Raw genomic sequence first — 26247 nt, forward strand, 5'->3', positions numbered from 1 at the left:
GGCGGCTTTCTTAATTGGATAGACTTTTCTTTTTGAAGGTAATAAAGGTTACAACTAAAGCAGCTACCATCCATCCAACAAGCCAGATGATGTCTTCTCGATAAGCGGAGAACGCCTCGCCGTTAATTGCTGCCAAACACGCTTCCATCATGAAGCTTCCTGGCGTATAGCCTAAAACGTCCCCTACTATACCCTCCGAAAAATACATTTGAATCATCGGACCAAATCCTATTACGAAGCTTAATGGCAATAAATACACAGTAGTTTGAACCAAGTTTTCACTAAGCAAACCGACTAAAGTACCCAAAGCAACAAAAAGAATAAGCGCGACTAGCAGGATGACAGAGAGCATGATAGGATTTTCCACATTAACGTCAATAATCAGCATGGATACAACTAGCACAATAACCGTTAAGATAACGGAAATGATGCTTTTACCGACCATTATATCAGCAGAACTAGCAGGTGAAAGCAATAAGACCTGCAGCGTGTTTTTTTCCTTTTCTTCTGCCAGCAGCAACGCCTGCACATACATTGTGACAAATGTAACCGCCATAATGAAGACAAAGGACGCCGCAAAGTCCAGTTCACCATCCATTCGACTATAAAGAATTGCCAAGAATATAGGTACAATTACAACAGATAAAACCTGAACATTCGATTTTGCATCATGGTATTCTTTCACAAGCATTGCGGATATTCGTGCAGCATTCATGCTAATTTCCTCCCTGTCACTTCAATAAATATATCTCCTAGTGTCGGCTGATCGGAATGCACAGCAAGGACTTCCTCTGCCTGCATGTATTGATACAGTCGTTCTGCTCCAGTCGGATTATTCTCGATAGTTTCGTTTCGACCATTTTTCAGTTCTAGATGAATGGTATTTTTCGCATATTTGCGCTGCAATTGGTTCGGCGCATCCATTTCTCGTATTTGTCCTTCATGCAGGAACGCAACGCGATCACAAAGCTGTGCGGCTTCCTCCATATTGTGCGTGGTCAGGAAAATCGTCGTTCCTTCGCGGTTTAAGTCCCGCAGAAGATCATGCATCTTTTGAACATTTCCGGGATCCAAAGCAGAAGTCGGTTCATCGAGGAAAAGCACTTCTGGTTTGTGCAGGACAGCCCGAGCAAGAAGCACACGCTGCTTCATTCCTTTTGACAGTTTTTTCACTGGTTTTTTCTTATCTTCTGCCAAGCCTACCAGCTGCAAAACTTCTTCCACTCTTCCTGCAGCAGCTTTATATAACTTCGCATAGAAATCCAGATTCTGCTGAACAGTCATCCGATCATATAACCCACTATTGTCTGTCAGAATACCTATTCTGCCTAAGTCAGCATCTTTCATTTTAGATGCCGGTTTACCTAGTATATTCACTTCTCCTGCCGTCTGAAGAAGCTGACCTGTGAGAATTTTGACTGTGGTTGTCTTTCCAGATCCGCTCGGTCCCAGGAAGCCGAAAACCTCTCCTTTTTTTACATTGAATGAGACTTGCTGCAACGCCCGTTGCTGTCCGAATACCTTGGATAAATCCTTCACTTGTAATGCGTAGTCCATGTTATGATGCTCCTTTCCGTTCGTAACGGTTGATAATCAAAGCTTACTAATCTTTTAAGCGAAACGCTGTAAAATCAGGCTTAACGGAATTCTAAAACACTGAATGGAGCAAATAATAGGCTGAATACTGCACTATTCAGGCTGAATGGAGCAGGCTACAGACCGAGCATACCCTTTAATTCTTCAAAACGGTTTTTAGACAACGGAACCGAACTGCGTGAATGATCATCAAGAATCAAACTGAAGCTGTTTCGCGTCCAGGTTACCACTTCCTTTACCTGCTGCAGATTCACAAGATAGGAACGATGACAGCGAAAGAAACCAAAAGCCCTCAGCCGCTCCTCCAATTCCTGGAGTGTGTATGTACATGGGTAAACCCCATCGTGTAAATGAAGCTGAGCAACTCCTTCACTGCTCTCGATAAAGTTAATATCAAAAGGATTGAAAAGTATGATCTTATCATCGATTTTTGCTGGGATCTTCTCCAGCTTGACCGGCTGAATAGTTTCTTCTGCAACTGCCGTTTCTTCGTTCTCCTCTTCAACTGCAATCCTTTTACAGCCTTTATCCGACAAACTATAGACATAATTGGTGAGCGCTAATGCATTTTCCAAGTCTATAGTAGTAAGAAGGATAGTTTTACCCCTCTTCTTCAACTCACCAATGATGCGGTGAATGATTAAGCTGGTTTCAAGATCAACATTCTGTTCTGGCTCTTCCATTATGAATATAGGCTGATCTTGCACTATTAGCCTGCCAATTTGCACCCGTCGCTCCTGTGAATAAGTCAGTTTGCTGATTTTTGTACTTTGACACTCTCGCAGTCCGATTTGCTGTATCACCTCTTCCACTTCAACCTTGCTGCGGTAAAGCTTCCGAAAGAAGGTCAGATACTCACCTACCTTCATCCTTGTATACGTTGCATCATTAAGATAAAAGAAGCCAATACGATCATTAACAGAATGCAGGTTTTCGATATTTTCACCGAATAGTAGTACACTACCGGTAGATGGATTTTCTTGTTTCATGACTATGTTAAGCAGCTGACTTCCAATCACTTTATTGCAGCGAATGACATAGCATTCACCAGCTTTTAGCTCAATATCGATTGGAGGTAGGAGCATCGTATTGTGAGAAGTTTTACTGAGATTTTCGAATTGCAGTGTAGCCATTATGTATTCGCCCCCTGTTTTACTTTTATTGTAAAGCTAACTCCATGAATTGGAAATACCGAATCGGAGATGAAGACCATTGAAAAAAGATATAGATGATTATCTAAACGAAGGAATATATGGAATAAAAGAAACGAAGGCAACTGAAAGGAAAGAGTATCTGGGAACATTGCGGGAAAGAACGATACTCGCATTAACAGAAGGAGAAGTCGTCCAGCAAAAAGGATTAAAACAGCTGGAGGAGGCTATGAAAAGCCACCCCGATGCATGCTTACGATTTTCCGGAGAAGTTACGATGCGTTTCTTCAAGCCCTACAAGACACTTGCTTCATCACGACATATTCCTTACACATCCGTCACTAATCAAGGTGCAGATGTGGATATTGCGCTCGTCCTGCATGTCGATCATGCGATTGATAAACCGGATATCTTCCTACCCGAGGAGAAAGAGAAGGCAACAGAAATAACCGAAAAACCAGAGCACTCCCTTACATCCGTGCTTAAGAATATCTTTAAACGGTAATAGAACTGTTAAGTGCATGTAAGGTTACTATGATAGCCTGACAGAGAGGAGCAATAAACTTGTTTACATTCAATGCAAATGACCTATCAGCAAAGACTCATTACAAAATTCTCACAGGGAGCATCATCCCGAGGCCAGTAGCTTTCGTCACGACCAAGTCAGCAGATTCAGAAGTAGTCAACGCAGCACCATTCAGCTACTTTTCAATTGTAAGTGCAACGCCGCCTCTAATCAGCATTTCGATCCAGCGTGCAGGTGGCAACCAAAAGGATACAGCCCGTCATGCTATTCGCACAGGCGAGCTGGTAGTCCACATCTGCACAGAGCCAATCGTAGAGGAAATGAACAAAACCGCAGCAACGCTGCCTTCTGAAGAAAGCGAGCTTGATCACACCAGTTTGACACTCGCGCCAAGCACATATGTCTCGGTTCCCGGAATTGCTGAGGCTTCCATCAGGATGGAATGCACCTTGTATGATCATATCGAGATAAAAGATGATGATGGAGCTGTTACAGCAGACCTATTGCTTGCAAAGGTGGCTGGGTATCATCTATCCCCGGAAGTCTATGATAACAGCACCGGCTATCTGGATGCAGAGGCCATCCAGCCAATCAGCCGTTTGGCAGGTAATGATTATAGTAAGCTTGGAGAGCTATTCACACTGAAACGACCCGAATAACAAGGAGAGTGGTGTACAACATGCAGAAAACAGCCGTAATCACCGGCGCGAATTCCGGTATGGGCTTTGCCACAGCTGTATCGTTAGCCAGAAGAGGATACGCCGTATGTATGCTTTGTCGTTCTGAAGAACGCGGCACGCAAGCATTGAAGGAAGCTAAACAGCAAAGCGGCTCGGAGAACATACATCTATATGTATGCGACTTGGCGTCATTTACTAGCATTCACACCTGTGCAGAAGCATTGAAAGCACAACACCCTACTATTGACGTACTCATCAACAATGCCGGCATCGTTACAACAAAAAAACAATTCACTGCTGATGGTTTGGAGATGATGATGGGTGTGAATCATCTCGGACACTTCCTCTTGACCAATTTACTGTTAGAACAAATCAAAGCAGCACCTCAAGGTCGTGTAGTCGTTGTATCTTCCGGCGCTTACAAAATCGGAAAAATAAATCTGGATGATCTAGGTGGAGCTGAATCCTTTACGCCTTGGCAAAATTACGGTCACAGCAAGCTTGCTAATCTTTTATTCACCAAAGAGCTTTCTCTGCGTCTGCATCATTCCAATGCCACGGTAAATGCAGTACATCCTGGAGCAGTGAGCACAAGTCTTGGCGTGGACAGGCAGTCCGGCTTCGGCAAAAAGATTCATCAGTTACTCCGTCCATTTTTCCAATCGCCTGCTGATGGGGCAGATACTGCTCTGTATCTAGCCGAAAGCTCTGAAGTACAGCATGTATCCGGAGGGTACTTCTATAAACGGCAAATCCAGGACGTGAGAGGACAGGCAGATGATGCTGAACTAGCCAAGCAGCTCTGGGCAATCAGCGAAAGAAAAGTGGGATTGACTGTATAATCAATCCCACTCTGGTACTAAGAAGCCATAATGGCTCAACAACTCGATTGCTTCCTCCATTATCGATTCATCATTTGCTGCCAATGTATGAAGATGGATACCATCCGTCAATTCAGATAAATAACCTGCTTTGCTGTTTGCTATCCTTTCGATGAACTTTTTTACTTCCCTTCGGCTGGATACCATGATAGAAGCTGTTATCTGTCCATAAACCGGATGCTCCACTCGGACATCCTTCACTGTCACACCCAAGTCTACAAGCAATTGCAGCTCTTCCTCCGTCCGTTCAGGTGCATGCTGACAAGCTACGATCCTTTCGACTGAATAGACAGGATGCTGCTGCAGTACATATCCCTCACTAGTAGCCATGATCGGGTGCTGCTCTGCCTTCAGCAGCGTAACATCTCCTACGATTACTTGCCTGCTGACATTTGCCTCCTCTGCCAGTTCACTTCCCTTAAGCGGGCCGTCTGCTGCCCGAAGCTTATTCAATAACCACTTTCTGCGCGTACTCCCCAATAACTTCTTTTTTCCTTGACCCATTTCGAATCCGTCCTTTTCACTGTTTCCTGTATTATAGCAAATAAAAAAGACACAGCCATACTAGCTGTGTCTTAGTCCGCGTACACTTCCTGTTCCTTTTTTTCAGGAAGTACTTTCCACGGTGTCTGCTGCAGGAATTCGAAATAAAGCGGAGCAAATGGATGCCCGACATCTGAGTTCCATGGTTTATTCGCACCAGTGAAATGAACGATGGCAGGTGATTGGCGAGCTTCCTTATAACGTTTCCGCTCTGCTAATTCTCTAGGCGTTTTCGTCTTTAGAATGATGAAGGATTGCGCATTCCATCTTGGATGGATCGGCTTCCACTTATCCCAAAGGATTGCATTCAAGGCATCCTGATCATGTAAGTAAAGGAACTCCGGATCATTGTTTTCGTCAATGAATTGCAGCACTCTGTCCGAGATGTTTTGTTTGCGCCAGCCCTCCATGTCAATAACCATCATACCGGAATTAAAATACTTGCCCTCAGTGGTAATATTCATTTTCTCCAAGCGCTGAAGCTGGCCAGCATCCTCTACCGCCGCCATCAGGTTCCCATCCAGATCGATATCGTTCAGCTGGGCGATATCCGTCAGCACAAGTGTGTCGCAGTCGATATAGATGACTCGTTCCACACTCGGATCTGTTATGACTTCCGGAATGGAGATACGATAGTAAGCCGTTTTATTAATATATCTGCTTTCTGTTGCATTCTTATAGGATTCTGTATCTATGGATAGAAAACGGATTGGAACACCGAATTGCATCGTCGTCTTCATGAGCATTCTTTTGTTTGGCTTTGTGATGCCCCCGTCGATTACATATAGCATGACTCGTCTTTTCTTATCAACATTTGTAAGCAGGGATGCCAGCATCACACCTAGGTGGTGGGCGTAGTTATCATCTGCACTGGAAACAACATGGATTGTATCTTTGTGATGCAAGACGTTCATCCTCCTTTGAAATCGTACGTTTCTGTACCCTGCTTTCACCTACAGGAAACCCTTTATAGCAAAAATAAGCAGATAGAACCGTTAATTGTTTGACAATTAGGACAATTACTCCGGTTAAAAAGAGCTATTACAACTAGTTAATTGCAATAGCTCTTTGATCAAATGTTTGATCAGGATAGCGGCTGATGGAGTTCCCAGCCTAACTTCAATATTTCTACGATATAATCCGCCACTTCCTCCGGATTCAAATTATCAGTTGTGACCCGCGCATTATGTTCTGCATAAATCGCTTGTCGTTCGTCGAAGATCTCTTGGACCTCCTCGACCGACTTGTTATGCAGTACAGGGCGGTTTTCGATCAGCAGATCCATACGTTCCTTCCAGTGGTCCCAACTTAAATCAAGGAAGAGCACCAGACAGCTGTCGAGACATTTTTCCCGGATGGCTTCTTGTTTGAAAGCACCACCGCCGAGAGAAACGATATTACATTGTTTATTATCACAGATATCGATGACCGTATTCCGTTCAATCTCTCGAAAATACCCTTCACCATGCTGCGCGAATATTTCTGGTATCGTCTTGTTATAACGGCGTTCGATTTCGATATCAACGTCGATGAAATCCCTGTAAAGTTTATCGGCAACCATCTTGCCGATGGTCGTTTTCCCGACACCCATGAATCCGATCAGGACGATATTCTTCGCCCGCACGGGTATATGCTGTCTGCTCATTGTCCGCACGCTGTATCTCCTCTCCTTACGTTTCGTATACTCTACATTATGTTCTATTGTATACGATAAATCAAAAAATCGTAAGAGAGAAATACCTTACTTTACCGCGGCATCTGAAAGCTCTAGATTCAGCCACTTTACTTCTTCTTCTGTCAATTCAATGTCAATTGCCGGCAGCGCTTCTTCTAATCGCTGTACATTTTTACATCCGACAATGGCACATGTCGGGAATTCTTGATGCAGTACATACGCAACAGCAATCTGATTTGCCGTCACACCTTTTCTGCTGGCAATTTCTGCAGCTCGGTCAAAGCGTTCCCAGTTGTCATCATTGTAATAAACACGAGCAATTTCTTCATCTGTCACATGATTCCTATCATAAGTACCGGTAAAGAAACCGCCTGCCTGAGAGGCCCAGGAAATGACCGGCATACCTGTGCGGCGATGCCAGACGAGATAGTCATTATCCAAAGCTACTGTCTCCGCCCAGCGCACCTCGTTCAACTGTGCAAGACTTAGGTTCGGACTATTCACGAACAGCCGGTCATACCCTTTGGCATCTGCATAGACATTTGCCTCCTCAATGCGATCAGCCTGCCAATTGGACACGCCGTATATGCCAATTTTCCCCGCCTGCTGATGCTCATGCAGCATATCCATCAGCACCTGGACAGGAACACTTCTATCATCCCGATGTATGAGATAGATGTCGATAAAATCGGTCTGCAAGTTTTCCAGGCTATCCTGCAAATCTTTTGTAATTTCAGCAGGGTCCACCCGCTTCATTTCCGGATGATGCGTGCCATCCTTATCAATGTGGTAATGACCACCTTTGGAGATAAGAACCACATCCTCACGGTTACCACGTTCCTGCATCCACTGACCAATTAGTTTTTCGGCTTGGTATTTTGCATATTTCGGACCTGTATCAATCGTATTGCCGCCTGCCTGTAAGAAGGCATCCAGAACAGCGAATACATCATCTTTTTTGTCTTCGAAGAATTTTGTTGTTCCCAGGATTAATTGTGATAGCGGGCGCTCGATTCCTGGTATAGCTGTATATTTCATGCTGAAAAACCTCCCTTTTATTCTGAAAAGTAAGTAAGCAGTTTGCATTCCTATTCCCTAATTGATAAGAAAAGTATCCTTTGCTAGTACAGAAAAAACAGAGTTCTTGATTGGAAGAAGCTATTGCGGGGTTGTTTCCTATAGGGGCGTGTATATTCACTTTAGCATTATGGCCATGCTTACAGCAAATAAAATGAGCAGTCACATAGTGTGACTGCTCAAAATACTTAGCCATTCATGACTTCTGTAAGGACTGGTACGATTTGTTTTTTACGGGATACAACACCTTTTAAGGTAGCTGTATTATTGGAAAGCTTCACTTGGAAAGCTTTTTCGACAGCTTCTGTATCTGCTCCGATTGCGATAGCAGTGGAGTCATTTGTCAGGATATTCGTGATAGCGAAGAGGTAGAGCTTCAAGCCTTTATCTGTAATCTTCTGCTTCATCGCTGCTTCCACTTCAGCCTGACGTACAAGAACATCCTGCTCGTCTACAACGTTGACTTGTGCGATTTCTACTGTTGCATTACCCATCTGGAATTCTTTTGCATCAAGTGTGATCAATTCCTCAGGAGTTTTCTTGCTAACATCTGCTCCAGCTTTCAGCATATCCAAGCCGTATGTATCAACATCGACATCAGCAATTTCTGCAAGTTCCTTCGCAGCCTTAATGTCCTGCTCCGTGCATGTAGGGGATTTGAACAATAGAGAATCAGAGATGATTGCACTCAGCATAGCACCCGCGATTTCTTTTGGAATCTCAACATTATGCTCTTTGTAAATTTTCTTGATGATGGTTGCTGTACAACCAACTGGCTCCGCACGGTAATAAAGCGGATCAGCTGTTTCGAAATTGGCAATACGATGGTGATCGACAACTTCAATAACAGAAACTGTATCGATATCTGAAACACTTTGCTGTTTTTCGTTGTGATCGACTAAGATGACTTGCTCAGCATCTCCATCAATCGCCTCAATTACACGAGGTGCTTCCAATCCGAAAGTTTTCAAAGCGAATGCTGTTTCTTCATTCAATTCTCCCAGGCGGACTGCTTCTGCTTCCACACCTAGTTTATTTTTCAAATGCGCGTATGCAATTGCGGATGTAACCGCATCTGTATCCGGGTTTTTATGTCCGAAGACGAGTACTTTACCCACTGCCTATCTCTCCTTTTTTGCATTGCCGGCGAGTGCCGGACATGATGTATTCATTTTACATGATTATAGCCGTTTTAAAAAGGGACTCACCTGGAAACATACCTGTTCCCGTGCACCCAGAAACGCCACGGAAAATCTTTGGCTTCCTGTGCATTTGGAATCCCGATTCTCGGTCCCGTCTCCACTTGCTCCGGCTTGTACCCTTCTGCGATATATAATGGCGGAGTGGTAAATTGACCGCCATAGTGTGACTGGATTATGCCCATTGCCTGACATAGCTTTCCGGGGCCATTGGTCAGTTCCCTCGGCTTCCGTCCAGGTCTGCGTGTTTCCATAAGCGGCATTCCATCCTTTGGTTCAAGCGCACGTATGAGGACAGCCTCCGGTATCTCAGCATCTGCACTTACTACATTTAGCAGCACTTGACGATGCATTGTATACGTATAAATATGACCGGGAGTATGGAACATGATTTCCGTCCGTTTTGTTCGCCGGTTATTGAAGCTATGCGCAGCACGATCGAGTGCTCCTCGGTACGCTTCAGTCTCCACGATATAGCCGGAGGTGATTCCTTCCGATGTTTCGTGTACAAGCAGGCATCCCAATAAGCTCTGAGCCAGCTCTAGTGTAGGCTGCTGATAAAATGACTGCAGCAGCGGCGGATAACTTGTCATCTAACATGCTCCTTTTTTAATACAGGTTTCAGGTTTTGCTCCTTCCCTTTTAGCATTACCCAAACCTGGAATAAGAATGGGGCACCAATAATGACAAGGAAGGCTATGATCGTGAATATCGGAATTGGATGAACTGCACCAAAATGATCAAGCAACATCCCTCCAATCAGCGGCCCTGCAACACTTCCAAAGCCCGTAAAGCCCATTGCGCCGAAATAAGTCCCCTTCATATCAGGATTGGCAATTTCATCAATGAACATATCCGACATAGAGAATAGCAGCACTTCTCCAATCGTGAACAGAATAACCGCTGCCGCAATCCAGATGATTTCATGCAAAAAGGCCATACTTAACAAACTGAGGGCAATCAGTACATTTCCAAGCATCAGGGACAATACGAGTGAATACTTTTTCGCAATAGCAACAATTGGATATTGTACAATTAGAACTGTCAAAGCATTCAACGTAAGCATCATACTGAATAGCTTTGCCCCATCCTCAATACTAGGCGTAGCTGCAAAAAACTGAGGTAAGGTAGCACTGAAATGCGAATATCCAAACACACTGATGGTGACCCCGATCAATAGGAACATAAACAGTGTGTCCTTTCGCGTTACATTAAAAGCTTCACGGACACTAATCCTATTTGCTCCTGCTGCGGCTGTTTCTTCCACTTTGACACGTAAAAACTGAAAGATAAGCACGAGTCCGTAGGCGAAATAAACCAAAGCCGCAATCAGAAATGGTGCTGTTGAAGAAGCCGAACCAAGGTACAGACCTAAAAGAGGACCGAATACGACACCTATATTGATTGCGGTATAGCGCATATTGAAAACGAGTAAACGGTTCTTTTGATCGGTCACATCTGACAAAAGAGCTTTGGACGTTGGTTCGAACAAAGAACGGCATAATCCATTCAGTGCATTCATGACAAAGAATACCCAGATAGCATCCGCCAGGGCAAACCCAACAAATACTCCGCACCAGCCAAATATACTGATACTGATAATTTTCTTTCTGCCGAATCGATCAGAAAAGTATCCGCCGTAGAAGCTGGACAGAATGCCAACCAAGGAACTGATAGCAATAATCAGGCCGGTAAATCCTGCTGATGCCCCTTTCTCCTGCGTCAGATAGATTGCTAAAAAAGGAATACTCATACTAGTAGCCATCCTGCCGAACACCGTTCCGATGATAATTGTCCAGCTGTAAGGATGGAGTGTGCGTAAAACGTGCATGCTGTCTCAACTCCTCGTAATCCAAATTATAGCAGATTACAAGGCTTCTGTTTTTGCATTCCCGGACTGCTTATAAATTAATCAAAAAAAGAACCAGACTCACGTCTGATCCTTCATTTTTTCTTCCTTTTTTAATAAGTCGCGGATTTCTGTGAGCAGCTCCTGTTCCACGGTCAGTTGCTGGACAACCTCTTCTGTCTGCGGCTGCTTGCGCTTCAATCTGTTCATGACTTTGACGACCATGAATAGTGATACAGCTATCAAAAAGAAATTAATGACAGTTTGAATGAACGCTCCATACTTCACTACGGCACTGCCAAAAGTGAACTGCAGACCGCTAAAGTCATGCCCTCCGGTAATAATACCGATGAGCGGCATGATGATATCGTTAACGAGGGATGTCGTGATGGCACTGAATGCGGAACCAATTACTACGGCTACAGCCAAATCCACGACGTTCCCGCGCAACGCAAACTCTTTAAATTCCTTAAACATCGTATGTATACCTCCTTAAAGCTAGTACCATTCTTACGCATCTATTTCCCTTTTTCAAGTATAGCCATTACAAAAACAAACGAGACTCCTGTTGGAGTCTCGTCTATATTATTATAATTCCTTCCACCAGTCATCATGGATGGTGGCCGGCATCTGCCGTTTATGCGTTGTTTTGAAGTAACGGTCCTCTAAAAGTTTAGCTGTTTTCTCTTCGATAATTTTCCCTTCGAGATAATCATCGATATCCTCATATGAGAGTCCGAGTTCTGCTTCGTCGGCTTGACCTGGATTCTCATCAAGCAAGTCAGCTGTTGGCGCTTTTTCATACAGACGTTCTGGTGCCCCAAGTTCGATGAGAAGCTGTTTACCCTGACGCTTGTTCAAGCCGCTCAATGGAAGAATGTCTGCTCCGCCATCGCCGTACTTCGTGTAGAAACCAGTAATAGCTTCAGCAGCATGATCTGTACCGATAACCAGCAATCCTTCTTGACCTCCAATTGCATATTGGGCGATCATGCGCATACGCGCCTTGATGTTTCCTTTGTGGTAATCAGCAAGCTGGTTGCCAGTAGCATCTTTATACGCTTTCGCCGCTTCTGAAACTGGGGATTTAATATTGTAAGCATATGATTCAATAGGATCAATGAAATCCAATGCCAGCTGAGCATCTTCTTCATCCGCTTGTTCACCATGCGGAAGCCGAACAGCAGCAAAGGTTACATCCTTACCTTCCTTCTTCAGCTCTTCGATTGCCAATTGCGCAAGGCGTCCTGCCAATGTAGAATCCTGTCCGCCGCTAATACCAAGAACGAATCCTTTAGCACCAGTTTTTAGCAGATAATCTTTCAGGAAGTCGATTCGGCTGCGGATCTCCTGTTTAGCGTCTATTGTTGGTTTTACTTGCAGCTCTGAAATAATTCTGGATTGATTAGACATAATTTTGCCTCCTCGATAATAATGATTCTTTTTCTTTTCCCTCTCAAGCTGGAACTTAATCTATTTATGTATCATGCTCTCTTCTTCTAGTATAAACCAATCGCATCATAAAAGACGAAAAATAAAGCCCGCGGCATTAGTTCTCCGCGGGCTTGCTGTTTAAATATTCTTCCATGTCCTCCATCGTCTTTTCCATACGCTGGACATCTATATCAAAATCAAGGTCTGTTGAACGAAAGAATGGATCGTTAAATGTGAAAAGCTCTGCAATGTAGTTTTCATAAGCTCGCATCGCAACCATCTCCTTTCCAATTCTTCTTTCGTCTATTTTAGCCTAAATCCCTGCCGAAAAAAACCCATCCAAAGGAACTTATTCGCAGGCTCAGCGTTTTAGAACACGCTGTTTATGTCAATAACTTTCCTGATGGAATAAAAGGAGGTAAAGGAAATGGATTTATATGATTTTATGAAAGAAGGCAACCCAGGCAAGAAACAAACCCGCCTGCCTGGAATTCAGCATGAGATGGATCCGCTCCCGATTGAAGAATTCGACCATTGGAAGGGCAGTGGGAAACTGCAGGGCAAGGTTATTCTTATTACAGGAGGGGACAGCGGTATTGGGCGTGCAGTAGCGATCGCTTATGCAAAAGAAGGTGCTGACATAGCAATATCTTATCTAAATGAACAGGAGGATGCAGAATACGCGAAAAAGAGGATTGAACAAGAAGGAGTTAAATGCGTTCTGTATCCTGGCGATATCAGCGACGCTGCATTTTGCGAAAATCTTATAAAACAAGTTATACAAGATTTTAATAAACTTGATATTTTGGTCAACAATGCTGCACGCCAGGAAGTACAGAACGATTTGACGGATATCACCCCAGAGCAGCTTGAACGGACTTTCCAGACCAATTTCTTTAGCTACTTTTACCTGACTCGTGCTGCTCTGCCGCATCTTGGAAAAGGAAACTGTATCATTAATACATCTTCCGTCACTCCGTATATCGGCAACCCTACATTGATCGATTATACGTCCACAAAAGGAGCAATCGTTGCCTTTACTCGATCATTAGCAAAAGGCTTGGCTAGCAAAGGGATACGAGTGAATGGAGTCGCACCCGGCCCGATCTGGACGCCGCTCATTCCGGCTACCATGCCGCAAGACACATTAGGAAACTTCGGTACCCAGACTCCGCTCGGAAGACCTGGCCAGCCTGTCGATCTCATCGGCAGCTATGTTCTGCTCGCTTCGGATGAAGCTGCCTACATTACCGGACAATTCATCCACGTTAACGGCGGGGATTATATGTCATCTTAATAAGAATAAGGAAGCCGCATATGCGGCTTCCTTATTCTTTGCTTTTCCAAGCTTGAGTTTTATCGTCCTCATCAAATTCGATGGTGACATCTGTGACGCCTCTATGCTCCAAGATTTGAGCTTCCAGCCGATCCCTGATATCATCAGCATCCGCCACCGTAATAGTCGGGTCAATTTCCAGTGTAGCTTCCACGTGGAAGGACTCCCCTTCTTTTACAACAGTCATTTCCTGGATATCACGTACATCCTTATCTGCAAATAAAATGTTCCCAATCTTATCTGCCATTTCTTCATCGGCTTCCCCAATGACACCAGCTGCATTATCAAGGAAAACACGTCCAACCACTAAAAACATCATGCCACCAATTATAATTGAAGCGATACCTTCTGCCTGGTAAAACGGTGTATAAGCCGCAATCAAGATCGCAATGATGGCAACCAAGCCGCCGCTAGTAGCAACCAAGTCTTCCATGAAGACTAGTTTTGTAGCTGGTTTTGCCCGTTTTACATGCGCGAAGCTCATCGGAATGACCGCGAGCCCTTTTGCACCTGAATCACTCTCATGGGCAATCTCACGCATCGCTTTGAGAAGTACGAATGCCTCTAGGATACAGCCAAGTGCAAGCACTGTAATACTGATCCATAATCCACCTGATTCTGATGGATGTGCCAGATGGGTAATACCCTCCCGGATGGTTTCATAAGCGAGGATACCTACGATTAAGACTGCGCCGAGCAGCACAAGGTTGACAGCCCGGCCAAACCCTCCCGGGAACCGCTCTGTAGGGGCTTTTTTACTGAGTGCTGAACCAACATAGACGAAGAGCTGGTTCGCGGCATCCCCAAAACTATGCATCGTTTCTGCAAACATAGCCACATTCCCTGTCAACAAGAAAGCTCCTCCTTTGACAAGGGCAATGATCAGATTGACTACCGCAGCCAATGCGGCTGATTTACTTCCCTGACGTAACAGGCTTACATATTCCTTCATGCTGTCTCTTCCTTCTTTATGTTTTTATATGTAGCAGTTTATGGTAACAATATTTTTAGCATAGCATACATTGAATGCAACGCCGCCCCCTTTTGCTTAAGGCGCAGGAAGACAGGATGTTTTAGTTTGAGTAGAAACGGTTATTCCATATACATGAAATCCGTATTTTTTTCACTTGCAGTCTTTCGCTGAACGTGTTAATATCTTGAACAATATACTTTTTCAGAGAAAGGAGATAAAAAAATGAGAAAAGTAACATTGGAGCAGATTTATACACATCCAATCGCACAGAAGTATCTCGGACGTTCCGGGCAAGCGCATGCCATTTCAGTGGCGGAGCACGCACTAGTCATCAGTGAGAAAAAGCAGGTTGACCCAGACACGGCCGTAAAAGCTGCATTGCTGCATGATATCGGCCATTATGAATGGTATAGCGATGGAAAATGGGATTATGATTTGTATAAACAAAATGATATCCATGCTATCAAGGGCGCTGCCCGGGCACACAAACTCCTGATTCGTTTAGGTGAAGAGCCGCAGGCCGCCAAAGCAATTTCCTTGGCAATCCTTCTGCACACAGACTCTTACCTGCCCGAACACAATCTGAAGCTTGATCCATTACAGCAAGTAGTAGCGGAAGCAGATACAGCTGATGAAGAGACTGGCGGTGCACATCATTATAAGACCATCTCTCAGCAAGAGGCACTCAAACGCATTCGGAAATTGGACGCAAGCATCGAGAAGCGCATGATAAGACAAGTCCAGACAAGCTAATCATGTCCGCTTCCTCCCCCCTTCCTTATATCTCCTATCTTTCCTTTCAAAACTTCGTTTCAAAACGTGCAATCTAGTACCTATTCCGCTATGCTAGAAATACAATATACGAGACTTCAAAAAGGAGAATAGCGAATTTGCACTGGAAAAGGATTATAGTAACTACTTTGCTTATGACAGTTGCAGCGTTGATCCTATTCGGCTTTTTGCATATAGAGCAGCTTCCGCCAAATCAATCCAATCCTGCCGATTCCATGAATGCAGATGACATTACCGGCCTCCATCCTACAGTAGAGAAGAATATGAATGAACTAGTAGAAAAAACTTCTGACATCGGAATCTCCATTATCATTACGGATGACTATCGATCCAAGGAAGAACAAGACAAGCTGTACGCCCAAGGCAGAACAACCGAGGGACAAATTGTCACTCAAGTCCAAGGCGGAGAATCCATGCATAATTACGGACTCGCCATCGACTTTGCCCTGGAACCGGAACCAGGCAATGTAATCTGGGATATGGAATACGACGGGAACAAGAATGGAGAATCCGACTGGATGGAAGTAGTCGAAATCGCCAAAGAACTCGGCTTCGAATGGGGCGGAGATTGGCCAGGATTCAAGGATTACCCGCATCTGGAGATGCATATTGATTAACAAAAAAGCGCCCTCATGGGCGCTTTTTCAGTTAGCAATGACAAGATAGGCGCTAAAACTGATGATATAGATAGCAAAACAAAAAACAGCTACGCGCATGTAATTACTTGTTAGGTCGAACAACACCTTTAACCCATTGGACAAAATAGCTGCAATTGTAAGTACAAAAGAAATTCCCAACATCAGCATAGCACTGAGAAAGACGATCTGCTCCATCTAGATTCTCTCCTTCTTTTAATTCCTATTACAATTATAATAGAAGGAAAGCCGCACAAGCTCCTGTTATTCTGGTAACATTAATTGCCTGAAAGTGACGATTATGTCACCTGTTACAGTTCTAACTGAGAAGGGTACAACGTCATACCGCCATCGACGAATAGAGTAGTACCTGTGACGTAACTCGCTTCCTTAGATGCAAGCCACGCAGCAGCTGCTGCAATCTCTTCTGGTTTACCAAAGGATTGCATCGGTATTTTCTTCATCTGCCTTGCTTCGTTTTCCGGCTTGGTATCATCGTTCCGCTCCGTATCAATTGTTCCTGGCGCAATGGCATTTACTCGGATTCCTTTAGCAGCATACTCAAGTGCCATCGTCTCAGTCAATAGCTTGATGCCACCTTTAGAAGCAGCATAATGACTGTCCGAAGGTTTCGGAATTTGCTGGTGTACACTAGACATATTAATAATGCTGCCTTTTATATTATTCTCCAGCATATGACGCAAAGCCACTTGGCCGCCAAGGAAAGTTCCGGTCAGGTTTACATCAATTACACTCCTCCACGTATCTTCTTCCATTTCATGAAACGGTTGCGGCTTGCTAAAGCCGGAGTTATTCACCATGACATCCAATCCGCCGAACTCGCTAAGAGCCGCATCTAACAGTTTCTGAATCTCTTCTTTTTTGGATACATCTGCTTGAATAACAATTGCTTTTCCGCCAGCTTGGCGAATATTTTCGGCCGCTTGATTAGCTCCATCCTCGTCCCCATGATAATTGACGACAACATTCATGCCCTCTTGTCCGAATCGTTCTGCAACTGCGCGCCCTATCCCCTTGGAAGAACCAGTGACGATAGCTGTCTTTCCTCTTAAATCATCATACATGTAGATTTCCCCTTTCAACTTATGTTCTTCTTTGCTTTTCCCCCATTCCATTTTTAAGAAACTTTTCTACAAAATATGACAAAATAGGATTTTTTCTAGTGAAGCGCTTTACTGTCTGGTACTTCTTACCGATATAAAGGAAAACCATGTGCAGAGGAGCTCGTTTTATGAATTCTACCTTACAGGCAGTAGTCAATATTGCCCCTATTATAAAAGATACGCTTGGACCGACAGCCGCGATGGGCGTGCTGGATACGGAGGAGTTCGTTTATTTCGCCCCTTCAACACTCTTGTCACTAGGTATTGAAGTAGGTAAAACAAAATTGAATGAACATGAAGTTTACCTGCGTGCAATCAAAGGGGAGCACATTGTCTTTGCTATCACAGAAGATTATGAAGCACTTGGTGCACCCGTTGTCACGTCAATAACTCCAATACGTGATATGGATACGAATGAAATTGTCGGCCTATTATCACTTTCACGTACATTAGAGCATCAAGGAAAGCTTGATAAAGAACTCAGCAAACTGAATCAAGTGATTGATGCATTGCAAGGAAAAGTACAGCATGTTGCAGCTCAAGCAGAACAATTATCCGCTACAAGCAGTGATATTAACGAACAGGCGAACAGCGCAAACCAAAACTCCCGTCAAATAGGAGAAGTAGTTCAGTTGATTGAACAAATTTCTACACAAACGAATTTGCTTGGCCTGAATGCGGCGATCGAAGCAGCTCGCTCCGGTGAGGCTGGCAAAGGATTTGGTGTCGTAGCAGATGAAATCCGTAAACTTTCTGATAACACGAAAGAAGCTATCCAGACAATCGGCAAGTCCTTAACGGAGATACGATCCAGTATCGAAAACCTGACACTCAGTATCAACGAAGTGTCAACATCCTCTGAGGAACAGTCTGTCGTCATGGTCGAGTTCATGGATGATATTCAGGCTTTGGATGAAAAGAGCAAACAGATTATCGAAACGATGAAGAAAGTAACGAATCAGGAATAAGGAGGATATTTAAATAATGCATCCTACAATACAAGCAATGGTACATCTAGCACCAGAAATCAAGAAGAATATTGGAGAAAACAATGTTGTTGTAGTTACAGATACAGAGAATTATGTATTCTTCTCCCCTTCAAAGGATTTAGATGTAGGTATTAAGGTCGGCGACTTCGCCTTTACAGAAGAAAATGATCTGCTAATTAAGGCACTTCAAGGTGAGAAAGTACAGGTGCATATTCCAAAGGAACGCTATGGTTTAGGTATGCAGAACACAGCCAACCCAATCCGTGATGAACATGGGGAGATTGTAGGTGTTTTCCAGATTACTAAGACATTGAAGGACGAAGAGATCTTGGACGAAGAATTGGATGAATTACGCGCAGTTGTAAGCAGTCTACAAGGAAAAGTACAGCAAGTTGCAGCTCAAGCGGAAGAACTTTCTGCCACGAGCACGGATATAGACAGTCAAGCATCTCATGCAAATGCCAACTCACAGGAAATCAGTAAGGTTGTACAGTTGATAGAAGATATTTCAACACAGACGAATCTGCTTGGCTTGAATGCTGCTATCGAAGCAGCCCGCTCTGGTGATGCTGGCAGAGGATTCGGTGTCGTAGCAGATGAAATACGAAAACTCTCCATCGGAACGAAAGAAGCTGTCGGTACAATCGGCCAGTCACTTCAGGAAATCCGTTCTAATATGGAGAATCTGACACTAAGCATCGGTGAGGTTTCCACTGCCTCCGAAGAACAATCTCGTGTGATGGTGGAGTTCATGGAAGATATTCAGAATCTCGATAGCCAAAGCAACGATATTGGTCAATACATTAAAGAAATTACGTATTAAAAAAACGCCTCCCATTGGGAGGCGTTTCCTTTAGATAGATTGTTTGTTGTTAGGAGTAGGCGGTGTTGTTTTAGTAGTAGGTGTTGTTGTTGTCTTGTTGATAGGCTGGCTCTTCTGTTCAACAGAACCGCCGTTGCCTTCATTTTTCGGTTTTGTCATCGGATTACTCGGTGCACTGTCAGGCTTTGTTTCCATTAGCTTATTAGAAGCTTCTTTCGCTTTACTGCCTGCATTTTTCAGATCGTCTTTCGCTTCTTTTACTGTTCCAAGGGCAGATTTAGAATCTTCTTGAACATCGTTCACTGAAGACATGATCTCATTTTGAGCCTTATCATAAACATTCTTAACGTCGTTAGCTGCATCTTTTGCAAGCTCCGTTGCGTCCTGCACTTTGGTCATAACTTGTTCCTTCGTGCCCTGCGGGTCCTGTTTTGCATCTTTTACGAAGCTGACAACCGTATCCTTTGCTACACCGACATTTTGGAATACTTTTTGACGTGTCTGCTTGTTAAGTAAAACGATTGCCGCGCCGGTAACTGCTCCAGCGACTGCGCCAGTCAATAGTTTGGAACCTGCTTTTGCCTGTTCTTTCACTTCGTGCTTGTCTACTGTTTGTGCTTGTACCATTATGAACACTCCTTAGCTTTTTTGTTTACCGTATTGGTGTATTAATACCCCGTCCAAATGAAAGTAAACAAGAAAACTGTAATTACAATGGCAGCACCCTTTTTTGTTTTTGTACGAAGTAGACCATTTCCTTGAACCCGATATCCTTCAAACGGTCTTTCACTTTATCAAAATCCTCGCCGATTCTGGATGGTATATGCGCATCAGAGCCAAAGGATATGTCCACACCATAATGCAGGGCTCGTTCCAAAATACGATCAGATGGATACCATCCGCCAACTGCCTTTGTGCCGCCTGATGTGTTCACTTCAATGCTAACACCAGATTCCCCGATTACTTTCAAAGTCTGTTCGATCGCGTGATCAGCAGGAATATCAGAAAATGCAGGATAAAAGCCTTTCATCGCATCGATGTGACCAAGCACTTGAAATATACCGCTTTTAGCCGACTGCTGTATCATATCGTAATAGGTTTCTTTCACCCGGATGTGATCAGCTTCTGATAGGCCATCCCATCTGCCTTGTTTGAAGATATTCACTTCATCGACATAATGAACAGAACCGATAATATAATCGAATGGATACTTTGCGTAGTAATCCGCATATAAAGCAGCATGTTGTGGGAAGAAATCACTCTCGACACCTAAGAGGACGTGGATCTGGTCCTTATACTTCTCTTTTAGATGCAGCACTTCCTGTACATATGCTTCAAAGCCGCTGATTGGCATAGCAATACCAGGATAAAGCTGATCTTCCTCGCTGTAGAAATAAGGAGAATGATCCGCTATCCCAATATAATGCAAGCCTTTTTCAATAGCAGACTTGATATAATCCTCTATTTGTCCTTCAGCATGACCACATCGGTAATGATGGGTGTGCAAATCGAATGTCATACACCTGCTCCTTCGGCTACTACAGTATTTTCTTCCAAAAATTCTTTAATCAGCATGTTGACGATTTCCGGCTGCTCGTGGTGCACCCAATGTGTTGCATCATCGATATATACCAGCTCATAATCAGAGCAGTACTTAACTGATTCCTGTGCCAGTTTCTTTAAAAGGAATTGATCCTTTATCCCCCAGATAATCTTGGTAGGTACATGAACCATAACAGAATCCCTTTTGCCGTACATGCTGATGTTGTCTTTTTCTGTCAAAGCTCGGTACCAGTTCAGCATCCCTGTCAGCGCACCTGGCTTGGACCATGCTTCTTTATAATTATCTACATCCATCTGAGAAAATGTTCCTTCTTGGCTGAACTTTGTCAGCGCCATTGCAAGACCGTAGTAATCGTTGGCAGCCAATGATTTTTCCGGTACATCCTGCATCTGGAAAAAGGCCATATAAGAGCTCTTGAACCATTGCAGCGGGTTAGTTGCGAGTATTTTAGGCATAGCTGCAGGATGAGGCATATTGATAGCAATGAATTTCTCTACATGTTCCGGCCGTGTAACTGCCAAATGCCAGCCAACAGCTCCGCCCCAGTCGTGACCAATGATAATCGCCTTCTCTCTCTGGAAAAGACGGATCACTGCAACGACATCATCACGGAGCTCGTCCAGTATATAATTAGCAGTATCCTCTGGTTTATCACTCAAATTATAGCCTCGCTGATCCAAAGCCAGCACCCGAAAACCTTGCTGTGCAAGCGGAACGATCTGCTCCTTCCACCCATACCAAAATTCCGGGAATCCATGCAGGAGTATCACCAATTCACCATCATTCGGACCAGCTGCCGCCATGTGCAAATTTATTCCATTCGCTTTTACCGTTAAATGCTCGACTCTCATTAGAATCCTCCTCGTCCATATTAACTGCGGGTCAATCCATAATGCGCCAATGCCTGCTGCAAGGAATTATAGAATAGAATACCCTCTGCTTGTATACCTCCTCCTAAAGTCTGTGCCAGATCGGGGCGGACACCGGAAACTGCACAGTTAATTCCAAGCATTTGCAGGATCTGCACCATCTGTCTGAGCTTTTCCCTAACAAGTGCTTCGGTAAAACTGGCCCCAGACATATCAATAAAAAGTGTTTCGACTCCCTTTTCCTTGCAAGCTTGCGGCATATGTTCCAGGATCAGCTCCGCACGCCGTTCACTTATTTCACCAACCAATGGAAATACCCCGATGCCATTCATAATTGGAATAACAGGTGAACTAGTCTTATGAATTACTTCGCGCTGGCTTCTGATTTTCCTTTCTGTCAGCTCATAATAAAACTTTGTAAATTTATTGATAACCTCATCTAATGCGCGGTGGAGATTTTTCGACCATCTAATGACCATAGCAGGTGTAACATCGTGTTTGTGCTCTTCTGCAAATGACTCGATGAATTCCCAAATCACCGTTCCTGATTTTCCGACCGCCTTCAGCACTTCATGGATTGGTGTATTGGTCTTAACCCGGCTATTCGCCACTTTTTCCACCCATGTTTTGAGATTTTGACTATATTGCTCTTCATCCTCTAAAAGTGCACTGGCAACTGTGATGATAGTCATTCGGTGCTGTTTTCTTAATTTCTCACGCATCTCTTTTCCAGCATCATCTGCGTAGATTGAATTTTTGTAGTCATATAATGAACCTGCCCATCGATCTGTTATATGAGGAGCGTTGTCCATGAGGTAGGTGTATAATGCTTCGTTCATACTTGGCATGCAAATCTCCTTCATCTTTGTGATGCTTTTATTATAGCCGAACCTCTAAGGCGCTTCTATCTTGAGCATGTAAAAAAAGAGTCTGCCGAAGCAGACTCCTACTAAACTCTCAAAGGTACCATATTCCCTTCGTTCACTCTTATATAGCCGTGATCAGTCAATTTCAACGCTGGACTTACCGGCAGCGAAAGGGTACTAATCGACATGAGAACATTATAATGCTTGTAACCGAGCGATTTGATAGACTTCGTCAAATCAGAGACTTGTGCTGCCACTTCTTTCAATGGTGCTTCCGAAAGAATACCCCCAACAGGCAATTGCACCAAAGACAGTATCTCGCCATCCTTCACGCAGCAGATGCCGCCTTGATGACGAATCACTTCATTCGCCGCAAGCACCATATCCTCTATATCACGACCGATAACAAGCAAGTTATGGTTATCATGCGAATAAGTAGTGGCAATCGCCCCTTCTTTCAGCATATCCCCCGTTAACAGACCGAAAGCACGATTTCCATTCTTCCCGTATCTTTCTGCTGTCATGACAAGTGCAAGTCCTTCTTCCTGCCATTTTACCTGCCCAGCTTCGATTGCTAAGCGAACATGCCGTTCTGTCGTGAATGTCGAACCGTCTTTTATTTCCATAACACGGTACAAAGCATCACTTTCTTCTTTTTCATTTAATAGAAGGAAATCGTCAGGCTTCAGCTCTTCCAACTTAATGCTCTCATAATAGGACGAAGGGAATTGCCGTTCAAGTACGATTTGCTCCTTCACAGCATCCTTCTCGTAAACTTGTTGACCTCTTTTGAAGACTTCTTGGATCGAGAAACCATGCAGATCATCGAGCAAGATAAAATCAGCTATTTTCCCAGGAGCAATTAATCCTCGGTCCTTCATTTGCATTCGTTTTGCTGGTGCAGCAGTAGCAGCATATATTGCCTGCTCCGGCTGCATCCCCATATGTATCGCTTTTTGCACAAGCTGATTCAGATGTCCTTCTTCCAGCAATTTATCTGCCATGACATCATCCGTTACAAAACAGAAATGTTCGGTAACATCGTTTTCTATCACATAGTTTATGATTTCCTGTGTCATAGATTTCTCCTGCAATTCTACGAACATACCTGCATTGATGCGCTGTTCCATCCCTTCAACTGTCTGATGGGTATGATCGGAATCGACACCGGCATATATCATCCGCTGCAGTTCAAGATCCAAAAGTTTCGGTACGTGACCCTCCACGATCAAGTTCGGATATGCTTGTCTTACATGCGCTAGAATACGATTCGTCTTACTGTCAGGAGCCGATATAACATCATAATAATTCATGATTTCACCAAGGCATTGAATATTGCCTGACAGCATCAACTCATCGATATCCTGGATATCGATTTCCCCGCCTGTCGTCTCCATCGATGTGGCTGGCACGGAGCTTGGAATGCCATAAAACATATCCACCGCACAATCAGCACTTGCTTTCATCATGCTTTTCACACCATCAACCCCGAAAACATTTGCCATCTCATGCGGTTCAGGAACAATGGTTGTCACACCATTTTGAATAATGCCATAAGAGAAGGAAGAGGGCGTAATCATTGTACTTTCAATGTGAAGATGAATATCAATCAAACCTGGTACCATGTACCGGCCCGCTCCATCTAGTACACTTTTTGGCTGTAATTTATCGGTATCTTTCTTGCCGATATAGAGGAATTTCCCCTCCAGCACAGCGACATCAGCATCGATGAATTTCTTTCGATAGCTGTTAAATACCCGCACATCACGAATCAGTAAATCAACAAGCATAGTTCAACCTCCTAATCAACGAGCACAATTTGTTTCTTTGGAATCTCGAGCACGACTTCCTGGCCATTTGCCAGTGGTGCTGCTGCAGCGTCATCATTTACGGTGAACTGCCCGATACTCGTTTTGACTTCATATTGATAGCTGCGGCCAAGATAAGTGCTGATCAGCACTTTTCCCTGTACAGCATTCTCTACCGTCATTGGTGCTGCATCCAATGGATACAGACGCAGATCATCCGGTCTGATTGCTCCTACCAACCCAGTGTCATTGTCCTGCTGCTGAACGGTTAAGGTTATTCCTTGAACAGTTGCAGCGATTCCATCTGTTTCCTGACGACGACTGTCGAATTGGATAAAGTTCTTAAATCCGATAAAGTCCGCGACAAATTTTGTCTTCGGTTGTCTGTAGATAGTGGCAGGATCACTAAGTTGTTCGATGATACCTTTATTCATGATCGCTACCTTATCCGAAATCGAAAAGCACTCTTCCTGGTCATGCGAGACATATACTGTCGTGATGCCAAGTTCCTGCTGTATCCTTCTAATCTCAACGCGCATATTCACACGCAAGTTGGCATCCAAGTTGCTTAAAGGTTCATCAAACAAAAGGAGGTCCGGTTCAATGACTAACGCTCTGGCAATTGCCACACGCTGCTTTTGTCCGCCTGACAATGCGGCCGGGAAGCGTTCCTCAAATCCTTTCAAACTGACGATATCAAGTACACGAAGTACTCGATCCTTGATCGATGCTTTCGATACTTTCCGCTGACGCAATCCGAACGCGACATTATCGAAGACCGTCATGTGCGGGAACAAAGCGTAATTTTGAAAAACAAAACCGAAATTACGTTTGTTTACTGGAACTTTCGTATAGTCCTTCTCCCTGAACAAGAATTTGCCTTGCTTTGATTGCAGGAATCCTGCAATCAGCCGAAGCGTTGTCGTTTTTCCGCAACCACTTGGACCAAGAAGGGAAACGAGTTCCCCTTCTCCGATAGACAAATTGAAGTCTTGAAGAATAGCTTGCTTCTGATAAGCAACAGTGACGTCCTGCAGCGTAAACAAAGACATGATAAAGCCTCCTAATTACCGTTTCGTGAAATAAGATAAACCAAGCAACCGCTCGACAAAGAACATGAATAAAGCTGTGATGATCATCAATACGACGGATAGCGCCGCGATTGTTGGATCGAAGTAATTCTGCACATACGTGAGCATCTCAATTGGCAGCGTGCTTACGCCAGGTCCAGTCATGAAGACCGAAATGTCCACATTATTGAAAGATTCCAAGAATGCAATCAAAACACCGGCAATGATACCGGATTTGATATTAGGCAGAACCACTTTAAAGAAAGTACCGATTCTGCTCGCACCTAAACTGACTGCCGCCTCTTCTATGGAAAAATCGAAGTTAGCAAGACTTGAGGAAACGACACGGATAATGAATGGCAGCATAATGACAGTATGCCCGATAAACAGACCTGCATAGATCGGCAGTTGATAGTATGTAATGAAAAAGCGCAGGAACGTAAAACCTAGCACGATACCAGGAATGATAATCGGAGATACAAATATACCTTCCAGAAGCGCCTTCCCTTTAAAATCAAATCGATTCAAAGCGTACGCTGCTGGTATTCCAATTAGCAGCGCAAGCAGGTTGCCTGCCAGAGAAAGATAGATGGAAACCTTGAACGTTTCCAGGAACCCGCTCACCTCGAATATATTTTTATACCAATCGAGGGAAAAGGATTCCGGCGGGAACCGAAGTACTGTTCCTTGTTCGAAAGAGGTGAAAGAAATAATCACCAATGGCCCCAGCAAGAAAACGAACACCAGAAACGTGAAGATGCCAAGTCCTATATGTTTTTCCCGCATG

General features: G+C 44.0%; 30 protein-coding genes and 1 pseudogene. 8 read left to right on the forward strand and 23 right to left on the reverse strand.

The window, feature by feature from the left end; all coding sequences use genetic code 11:
- Positions 1–10 precede the first annotated feature (10 nt).
- From AE2B122_RS14765 to AE2B122_RS14775, 3 genes are all read right to left on the reverse strand, one after another.
- The gene (locus AE2B122_RS14765; RefSeq protein WP_175074544.1) at positions 11–715 is read right to left on the reverse strand and encodes an ABC transporter permease; all 705 of its coding nucleotides are present in this window, start codon (positions 713–715) and stop codon (positions 11–13) included.
- Complete coding sequence (locus AE2B122_RS14770) at positions 712–1557, reverse strand: ABC transporter ATP-binding protein (protein ID WP_175074545.1); 846 nt, start codon at positions 1555–1557, stop codon at positions 712–714. The genes AE2B122_RS14765 and AE2B122_RS14770 overlap by 4 nt, the downstream gene beginning before the upstream one ends.
- Before the next feature lie 155 nt (positions 1558–1712).
- Positions 1713–2729 (reverse strand): LytTR family transcriptional regulator DNA-binding domain-containing protein, encoded by a 1017-nt coding sequence (locus AE2B122_RS14775; protein ID WP_095219992.1) that lies wholly within the window; start codon positions 2727–2729, stop codon positions 1713–1715.
- A gap of 79 nt (positions 2730–2808) precedes the next feature.
- Here AE2B122_RS14775 and AE2B122_RS14780 point away from each other — a divergent pair, with 79 nt between their 5' ends.
- The 3 genes from AE2B122_RS14780 to AE2B122_RS14790 are packed head-to-tail and all read left to right on the forward strand — an operon-like array spanning position 2809 to position 4795.
- Entirely contained in the window at positions 2809–3252 is a 444-nt protein-coding gene (locus AE2B122_RS14780; protein ID WP_095219991.1) for a YueI family protein, read from the forward strand.
- 59 nt (positions 3253–3311) lie between these two features.
- Positions 3312–3932 (forward strand): flavin reductase family protein, encoded by a 621-nt coding sequence (locus tag AE2B122_RS14785; protein WP_175074546.1) that lies wholly within the window; start codon positions 3312–3314, stop codon positions 3930–3932.
- Between the two features lie 20 nt (positions 3933–3952).
- Positions 3953–4795 carry an SDR family oxidoreductase gene (locus AE2B122_RS14790; protein ID WP_095269727.1) on the forward strand — a complete coding sequence of 281 codons (843 nt, stop codon included), beginning with the start codon at positions 3953–3955 and terminating at the stop codon, positions 4793–4795.
- On the opposite strand, the gene AE2B122_RS14795 is transcribed toward AE2B122_RS14790, so the two are convergent.
- From AE2B122_RS14795 to AE2B122_RS14840, 10 genes are all read right to left on the reverse strand, one after another.
- Positions 4796–5338, reverse strand: coding sequence for a transcription repressor NadR (locus AE2B122_RS14795; protein ID WP_095219988.1), 543 nt, complete (start codon positions 5336–5338; stop codon positions 4796–4798). It abuts the gene before it with no gap.
- A gap of 71 nt (positions 5339–5409) precedes the next feature.
- Entirely contained in the window at positions 5410–6282 is an 873-nt protein-coding gene (locus AE2B122_RS14800; RefSeq protein WP_095219987.1) for a glycosyltransferase family 8 protein, read from the reverse strand.
- A 179-nt stretch (positions 6283–6461) separates the two neighbouring features.
- Positions 6462–7022 (reverse strand): shikimate kinase, encoded by a 561-nt coding sequence (locus AE2B122_RS14805; protein ID WP_175074614.1) that lies wholly within the window; start codon positions 7020–7022, stop codon positions 6462–6464.
- 96 nt (positions 7023–7118) lie between these two features.
- The gene (locus AE2B122_RS14810) at positions 7119–8090 is read right to left on the reverse strand and encodes an aldo/keto reductase (protein ID WP_175074547.1); all 972 of its coding nucleotides are present in this window, start codon (positions 8088–8090) and stop codon (positions 7119–7121) included.
- A 227-nt stretch (positions 8091–8317) separates the two neighbouring features.
- Positions 8318–9247: a manganese-dependent inorganic pyrophosphatase gene (locus AE2B122_RS14815; RefSeq protein WP_175074548.1), complete on the reverse strand. Its 930-nt coding sequence runs from the start codon at positions 9245–9247 to the stop codon at positions 8318–8320.
- An 86-nt stretch (positions 9248–9333) separates the two neighbouring features.
- Positions 9334–9921, reverse strand: coding sequence for a DNA-3-methyladenine glycosylase (locus AE2B122_RS14820; RefSeq protein WP_095219985.1), 588 nt, complete (start codon positions 9919–9921; stop codon positions 9334–9336).
- Positions 9918–11159 (reverse strand): MFS transporter, encoded by a 1242-nt coding sequence (locus tag AE2B122_RS14825; RefSeq protein WP_175074549.1) that lies wholly within the window; start codon positions 11157–11159, stop codon positions 9918–9920. The genes AE2B122_RS14820 and AE2B122_RS14825 overlap by 4 nt, the downstream gene beginning before the upstream one ends.
- Positions 11160–11258: 99 nt before the next feature.
- Positions 11259–11654 carry a large conductance mechanosensitive channel protein MscL gene (gene mscL, locus AE2B122_RS14830; protein ID WP_175074550.1) on the reverse strand — a complete coding sequence of 132 codons (396 nt, stop codon included), beginning with the start codon at positions 11652–11654 and terminating at the stop codon, positions 11259–11261.
- Between the two features lie 111 nt (positions 11655–11765).
- Positions 11766–12590: an ammonia-dependent NAD(+) synthetase gene (gene nadE / locus AE2B122_RS14835; protein WP_095269740.1), complete on the reverse strand. Its 825-nt coding sequence runs from the start codon at positions 12588–12590 to the stop codon at positions 11766–11768.
- 136 nt (positions 12591–12726) lie between these two features.
- On the reverse strand, positions 12727–12882 hold the full coding sequence (locus AE2B122_RS14840) for a hypothetical protein (protein ID WP_175074551.1): 156 nt from the start codon (positions 12880–12882) through the stop codon (positions 12727–12729).
- A gap of 156 nt (positions 12883–13038) precedes the next feature.
- Here AE2B122_RS14840 and AE2B122_RS14845 point away from each other — a divergent pair, with 156 nt between their 5' ends.
- The gene (locus AE2B122_RS14845) at positions 13039–13908 is read left to right on the forward strand and encodes an SDR family oxidoreductase (protein ID WP_175074552.1); all 870 of its coding nucleotides are present in this window, start codon (positions 13039–13041) and stop codon (positions 13906–13908) included.
- Positions 13909–13939: 31 nt separating this feature from the next.
- Here AE2B122_RS14845 and AE2B122_RS14850 read toward each other — a convergent pair whose 3' ends face one another.
- Entirely contained in the window at positions 13940–14899 is a 960-nt protein-coding gene (locus AE2B122_RS14850) for a cation diffusion facilitator family transporter (RefSeq protein ID WP_175074553.1), read from the reverse strand.
- A gap of 243 nt (positions 14900–15142) precedes the next feature.
- On the opposite strand from AE2B122_RS14850, the gene AE2B122_RS14855 reads away from it, so the two are divergent.
- Complete coding sequence (locus AE2B122_RS14855; RefSeq protein WP_095219979.1) at positions 15143–15673, forward strand: HD domain-containing protein; 531 nt, start codon at positions 15143–15145, stop codon at positions 15671–15673.
- A gap of 137 nt (positions 15674–15810) precedes the next feature.
- Positions 15811–16329 carry a M15 family metallopeptidase gene (locus AE2B122_RS14860; RefSeq protein WP_305852011.1) on the forward strand — a complete coding sequence of 173 codons (519 nt, stop codon included), beginning with the start codon at positions 15811–15813 and terminating at the stop codon, positions 16327–16329.
- A gap of 27 nt (positions 16330–16356) precedes the next feature.
- Here the strand turns inward: AE2B122_RS14860 and AE2B122_RS14865 are convergent, their stop codons facing one another.
- Both AE2B122_RS14865 and AE2B122_RS14870 read right to left on the reverse strand, forming a co-directional pair.
- Complete coding sequence (locus tag AE2B122_RS14865) at positions 16357–16545, reverse strand: hypothetical protein (RefSeq protein WP_095219978.1); 189 nt, start codon at positions 16543–16545, stop codon at positions 16357–16359.
- A 113-nt stretch (positions 16546–16658) separates the two neighbouring features.
- On the reverse strand, positions 16659–17432 hold the full coding sequence (locus AE2B122_RS14870; RefSeq protein ID WP_175074554.1) for a glucose 1-dehydrogenase: 774 nt from the start codon (positions 17430–17432) through the stop codon (positions 16659–16661).
- A gap of 674 nt (positions 17433–18106) precedes the next feature.
- Between AE2B122_RS14870 and AE2B122_RS19525 the strand changes: the two are divergent.
- Positions 18107–18439 (forward strand): annotated as a pseudogene (locus AE2B122_RS19525) (methyl-accepting chemotaxis protein); the annotation flags it as partial.
- A 16-nt stretch (positions 18440–18455) separates the two neighbouring features.
- Positions 18456–19283: a methyl-accepting chemotaxis protein gene (locus AE2B122_RS19380; RefSeq protein WP_175074556.1), complete on the forward strand. Its 828-nt coding sequence runs from the start codon at positions 18456–18458 to the stop codon at positions 19281–19283.
- 30 nt (positions 19284–19313) lie between these two features.
- Here the strand turns inward: AE2B122_RS19380 and AE2B122_RS14885 are convergent, their stop codons facing one another.
- From AE2B122_RS14885 to AE2B122_RS14915, 7 genes are all read right to left on the reverse strand, one after another.
- Complete coding sequence (locus AE2B122_RS14885; protein WP_175074557.1) at positions 19314–19910, reverse strand: hypothetical protein; 597 nt, start codon at positions 19908–19910, stop codon at positions 19314–19316.
- A gap of 82 nt (positions 19911–19992) precedes the next feature.
- Entirely contained in the window at positions 19993–20802 is an 810-nt protein-coding gene (locus AE2B122_RS14890) for a histidinol-phosphatase (protein WP_175074558.1), read from the reverse strand.
- The gene (locus AE2B122_RS14895) at positions 20799–21698 is read right to left on the reverse strand and encodes an alpha/beta fold hydrolase (RefSeq protein ID WP_175074559.1); all 900 of its coding nucleotides are present in this window, start codon (positions 21696–21698) and stop codon (positions 20799–20801) included. The genes AE2B122_RS14890 and AE2B122_RS14895 overlap by 4 nt, the downstream gene beginning before the upstream one ends.
- Before the next feature lie 20 nt (positions 21699–21718).
- The gene (locus AE2B122_RS14900) at positions 21719–22564 is read right to left on the reverse strand and encodes an STAS domain-containing protein (protein ID WP_175074560.1); all 846 of its coding nucleotides are present in this window, start codon (positions 22562–22564) and stop codon (positions 21719–21721) included.
- A 101-nt stretch (positions 22565–22665) separates the two neighbouring features.
- On the reverse strand, positions 22666–24372 hold the full coding sequence (locus AE2B122_RS14905; RefSeq protein ID WP_175074561.1) for an adenine deaminase C-terminal domain-containing protein: 1707 nt from the start codon (positions 24370–24372) through the stop codon (positions 22666–22668).
- Between the two features lie 11 nt (positions 24373–24383).
- On the reverse strand, positions 24384–25442 hold the full coding sequence (locus AE2B122_RS14910; RefSeq protein WP_095269768.1) for an ABC transporter ATP-binding protein: 1059 nt from the start codon (positions 25440–25442) through the stop codon (positions 24384–24386).
- Positions 25443–25457: 15 nt separating this feature from the next.
- Positions 25458–26246 (reverse strand): ABC transporter permease, encoded by a 789-nt coding sequence (locus AE2B122_RS14915; RefSeq protein WP_095219968.1) that lies wholly within the window; start codon positions 26244–26246, stop codon positions 25458–25460.
- Position 26247 lies beyond the last annotated feature (1 nt).

Origin of the sequence: Terribacillus sp. AE2B 122 (assembly GCF_902497585.1) — a bacterium.
Taxonomy (GTDB): domain Bacteria; phylum Bacillota; class Bacilli; order Bacillales; family Amphibacillaceae; genus Terribacillus; species Terribacillus saccharophilus_A.